The organism is Oceanicella sp., from assembly GCF_056449545.1.
Genome location: NZ_JBWOMN010000046.1, coordinates 1 through 3,716 on the forward strand (window position 1 = coordinate 1; position 3,716 = coordinate 3,716).

4 protein-coding genes are annotated in these 3,716 nt (G+C 71.7%); all 4 read left to right on the plus strand.

The features are described 5' to 3' along the window. Positions 1 to 269 precede the first annotated feature (269 nt). The 4 genes from AC1HC7_RS06725 to AC1HC7_RS06740 all read left to right on the plus strand — a co-directional run bounded on the left by AC1HC7_RS06725 (position 270) and on the right by AC1HC7_RS06740 (position 3,678). A complete protein-coding gene (locus tag AC1HC7_RS06725; protein ID WP_479497208.1) occupies positions 270 to 722 on the plus strand; it encodes a DUF1178 family protein in 453 nt (150 codons plus the stop codon). Positions 723 to 996: 274 nt separating this feature from the next. Continuing rightward, a complete protein-coding gene (locus AC1HC7_RS06730; RefSeq protein ID WP_479497292.1) occupies positions 997 to 1,998 on the plus strand; it encodes a PhoH family protein in 1,002 nt (333 codons plus the stop codon). Positions 1,999 to 2,018: 20 nt separating this feature from the next. Beyond that, positions 2,019 to 2,663, plus strand: a complete 645-nt coding sequence (gene ybeY, locus AC1HC7_RS06735) for an rRNA maturation RNase YbeY (RefSeq protein WP_479498824.1) — start codon at positions 2,019 to 2,021, stop codon at positions 2,661 to 2,663. Between the two features lie 73 nt (positions 2,664 to 2,736). Next, positions 2,737 to 3,678: a hemolysin family protein gene (locus tag AC1HC7_RS06740; protein WP_479498825.1), complete on the plus strand. Its 942-nt coding sequence runs from the start codon at positions 2,737 to 2,739 to the stop codon at positions 3,676 to 3,678. Positions 3,679 to 3,716: the final 38 nt, after the last annotated feature.

A 3,716-nucleotide genomic window follows, 5' to 3' on the forward strand; every position in this document is an offset into this window, starting at 1 on the left:
CGCCGGCGAGGAGCGCGGGGGCGGCGCCGTCCCGGGCGGGCTCCCGAACGGCGCCGCCCTGGGCGGGGCCGTGCCGGCCGGGCCGCGCCGCCGACGGGGTTTCCGGGCTGTCGCCGGTCATGTCGCCTGTCCGATCATCCTGAATCCGCGCGCTGACTTCGCATCGGCAAGGCCATAGCATCGCAGGGCCGCGAGACGAAGCAGGATTGTCTTCATCTCACCGTCATATATCTGGTAGGGTGTCGAGGTTTCGAAAGACTGCAGGAAACATGATCCGCTATACCTTGAAATGCGCCAGGGGCCACGATTTCGACAGCTGGTTTCAGTCGAGCGACGCCTATGAGGCGCTGCGCGGCGCCGGGCATCTGGCCTGCGCGGTTTGCGGCGGCGGCGGCGTGGAAAAGGCGATCATGGCCCCGCGCCTGTCCACCGGCGCGGGGTCGGAGTCGCCGTCGGGCGCGGGGGCGGGGCCCGACCGGGCGCCGCGGCTGTCGGGCCCGCCGAGCCCGGCCGAGGCGGCGCTGCGCGCGCTGCGCGACAAGCTGCTGAGCGACGCCACCGACGTGGGCCGCGAATTCGCCCGCGAGGCCCGCGCCATCCATGAGGGCGACGCCGAGCCGCGCGCCATCTACGGCCAGGCCACCGGCGAGGAGGCGCGGGCGCTGATCGAGGACGGCGCCCCGGTGGCGCCGCTGCCTTTCCCGGTCCGTCGCGACAGTTGAGCGCGGCCGGCGCCGCGCCCGCAGGGTGATGCGTTTTTGGCAGCATGAATGGCGCCCCCGCCGATATCTGGCGATTCCGACTTGCCGCGCCCCCGGGGATGGGCCACCATTTTGCGGACGCTCGCGCCGTGGTTGAAACCTGACGGCGGGCGGCGGCCCGGCGACGCCGATCGCCGGGCTTCGGTTTCAATGTCTGTGTTCTGGCTGCGGTTTCGACCGATTCCATGGAGTGCCCTTGGCGCAATTCGCCCCGACCCACCCGACCGATCCCGACATGCCGCGGGAAACCCATGTCGAATTCCCCGACAATCGCCTGCTGATCGACCTTTGCGGCGGCTTCGACGCCAATCTGGCGAAGATCGAGCAGGCGCTGGACGTGGCCATCGCCCGGCGCGGCAACGCGCTGACCCTGCACGGGACCGAGGCGGCGCGCGCGCAGGCGAGGAACGCGCTGCAGGCGCTGTATCAGCGGCTGGAGCAGGGGCTCGGCGTCGAGCCCGGCGACATCGACGCGGCGCTGCGCTTCGGCGCCGACCCGGCGTTGGAGGACGACGCGGGCGGGGCCGCGACCGGCGGCGCCCCGGACGACCAGCTGGAGATGTTCGCCGGCGGCCAGCTGGCGATCCGCACCCCGCGCAAGGTGGTGGAGCCGCGCACCCGCAATCAGAGCGCCTATGTGCGGGCGCTGTTCGCGCGCGAACTGGTGTTCGGGACCGGCCCGGCGGGCACCGGAAAAACCTATCTGGCGGTCGCCGTCGCGGTGTCCATGTTCCTGGAGGGCCGGGTCGATCGCATCGTGCTCAGCCGCCCGGCGGTGGAGGCGGGGGAGCGGCTCGGCTTCCTGCCCGGCGACATGAAGGAAAAGGTCGACCCCTACATGCAGCCGCTCTACGACGCGCTCAACGACCTGCTGCCCGCCAAGCAGGTGCAGCGCTGCATGGATGACAAGCGCATCGAGATCGCGCCGCTGGCCTTCATGCGCGGGCGCACGCTGGCCAACGCCTTCGTGCTGCTCGACGAGGCGCAGAACGCCACGCAGATGCAGATGAAGATGTTCCTGACCCGCATGGGCGAGGGCGCGCGCATGGCGATCACCGGCGACATGAGCCAGATCGACCTGCCGCGCGGCGTGCGCTCGGGGCTGGTGGAGGCGGACAGGGTGCTGCGCGACGTGGAGGGCGTCGGCTTCGTGCGGTTCTCGGCGGCGGATGTGGTGCGCCACCCGCTGGTGGCGCGGATCATCCGCGCCTATGACGCAGCGGGAGGCGGGGCGTGAAACGGGGCGTGAGACGGGGCGTGAGCGACGACGGGGCGTCGCCCCCCGATGCGCCTCGGGTCGAGGTGGTCTGGGAAGACGAGCGCTGGCGGGCGCTGGATCTGGAGGCGCTGGCGCGCCGCGCCGGGGCCATGGCCTTCGCCGCGGCCGGACTGCGCGGCGATTACGTGGTGGGCGTGCTGGCGGCGGATGACGACCGGGTGGCGGCGCTGAACGCAGAATTCCGCGGCAAGCCGGCGCCGACGAACGTGCTGTCATGGCCGGCGTTCGATTTGTCGGCCGCCTCATCCGGCGCGCCGGCCGGAGCGCGCCCCGCCCGCCCACCCCAGCGCGCCCCGGCCGACCCGCCGGATGAGGCGGCCTCGCTGGGCGACCTGGCGCTGGCCTGGGACACGGTGATGCGCGAGGCGGGCGCGCGGGGGATGTCCCCGGGCGATCACGTCGCCCATCTGCTGCTGCACGGAATGCTTCATCTTCTGGGCTATGATCACGAGACCGACGCCGACGCGGCGCTGATGGAAGGGCTGGAAAGCCGCGCTCTTGCGGGGGCGGGGCTGGCGGACCCATATGGTGACGAGGCTGCGGCGCCAGGCGCCGCGGCGATTGACGAACAGGGCCGCGCGGCTGGTGCGCCGCCCGCAACGGAACGGAGCGATGTGCGCTGAGATTTCCCCGGACGGACGGGACAGGGCCGGGCAGAATGGCGCGAGCGGCGACGCACGCGGCGCCGCCAGCGGTTTGACCAGTGAATTGGGCGGCGACGCAGGCGAGGCGACGGGCGCGGGTTCATTCGCGGTCTCGGGCGCGGACTCGGGCGCGAAATCGGGCGCGAAATCGGGCGGGCAGGACCGGCTGTCCTTCCTGGACCGGCTGTTCGGGCGCGGGGCCGACGGCCCGGCCCCCGAGACCGGCGTTCGGGCGGTGACCGGGCCGGTTGCGGTCGAGCGCGAAATGCTGATCAATATCCGCAGGTTGCGATCTCTGAAGGTGATCGACGTGATGGTGCCGCGCGGCGACATCGTCTGCCTGCCGGTGGATGCGCCGCTGGAGGATGTGGTCGCTGCCTTCCGCGAGACCGGCCACACCCGTCTGCCGGTCTATCGCGAGACCCTCGACGACCCGCTGGGTTTCGCGCATCTCAAGGACATTGCGCTGAAATTCGGCTTTGGCGGCGACGCCGGGACCTTCGATCTGCAGGCGAATCTGCGCCCGGTGCTCTACGCCCCGCCCTCGATGCCCATCAGCGCGCTGCTGCAGAAGATGCAGGGCGGGCGGGTGCACATGGCGCTGGTGATCGACGAATACGGCGGCGTTGACGGACTTGTGACCATCGAGGATCTGCTGGAGCAGATCGTCGGCGAGATCGAGGACGAGCACGACGTGGAGGAGGAGGCCGAGCTGATCAAGGAAGGCGCCGGGTCCTTCATCGCCTCGGCCCGGGTCAAGCTGCCGGAATTCGAGGCCGAGGCCAATGTGGACCTGCTGCCCGACGACGTCGACGAGGAAGTGGACACGCTGGGCGGCTTGCTGTTCGTGCTCGCCGACCGGGTGCCGGAGCGCGGCGAGGTGATCCGCCATCCCGACGGCCATGAATTCGAGGTGCTGGACGGCGACGCGCGCCGGGTGAAGCGGGTGCGCGTGCGGCTGGCGGGCGCGCCGGCGTCGCGCGCCGCCGAGTGATGCGCGGCGGGGGCGATGCCGGCGGCGACGCTGGCGGC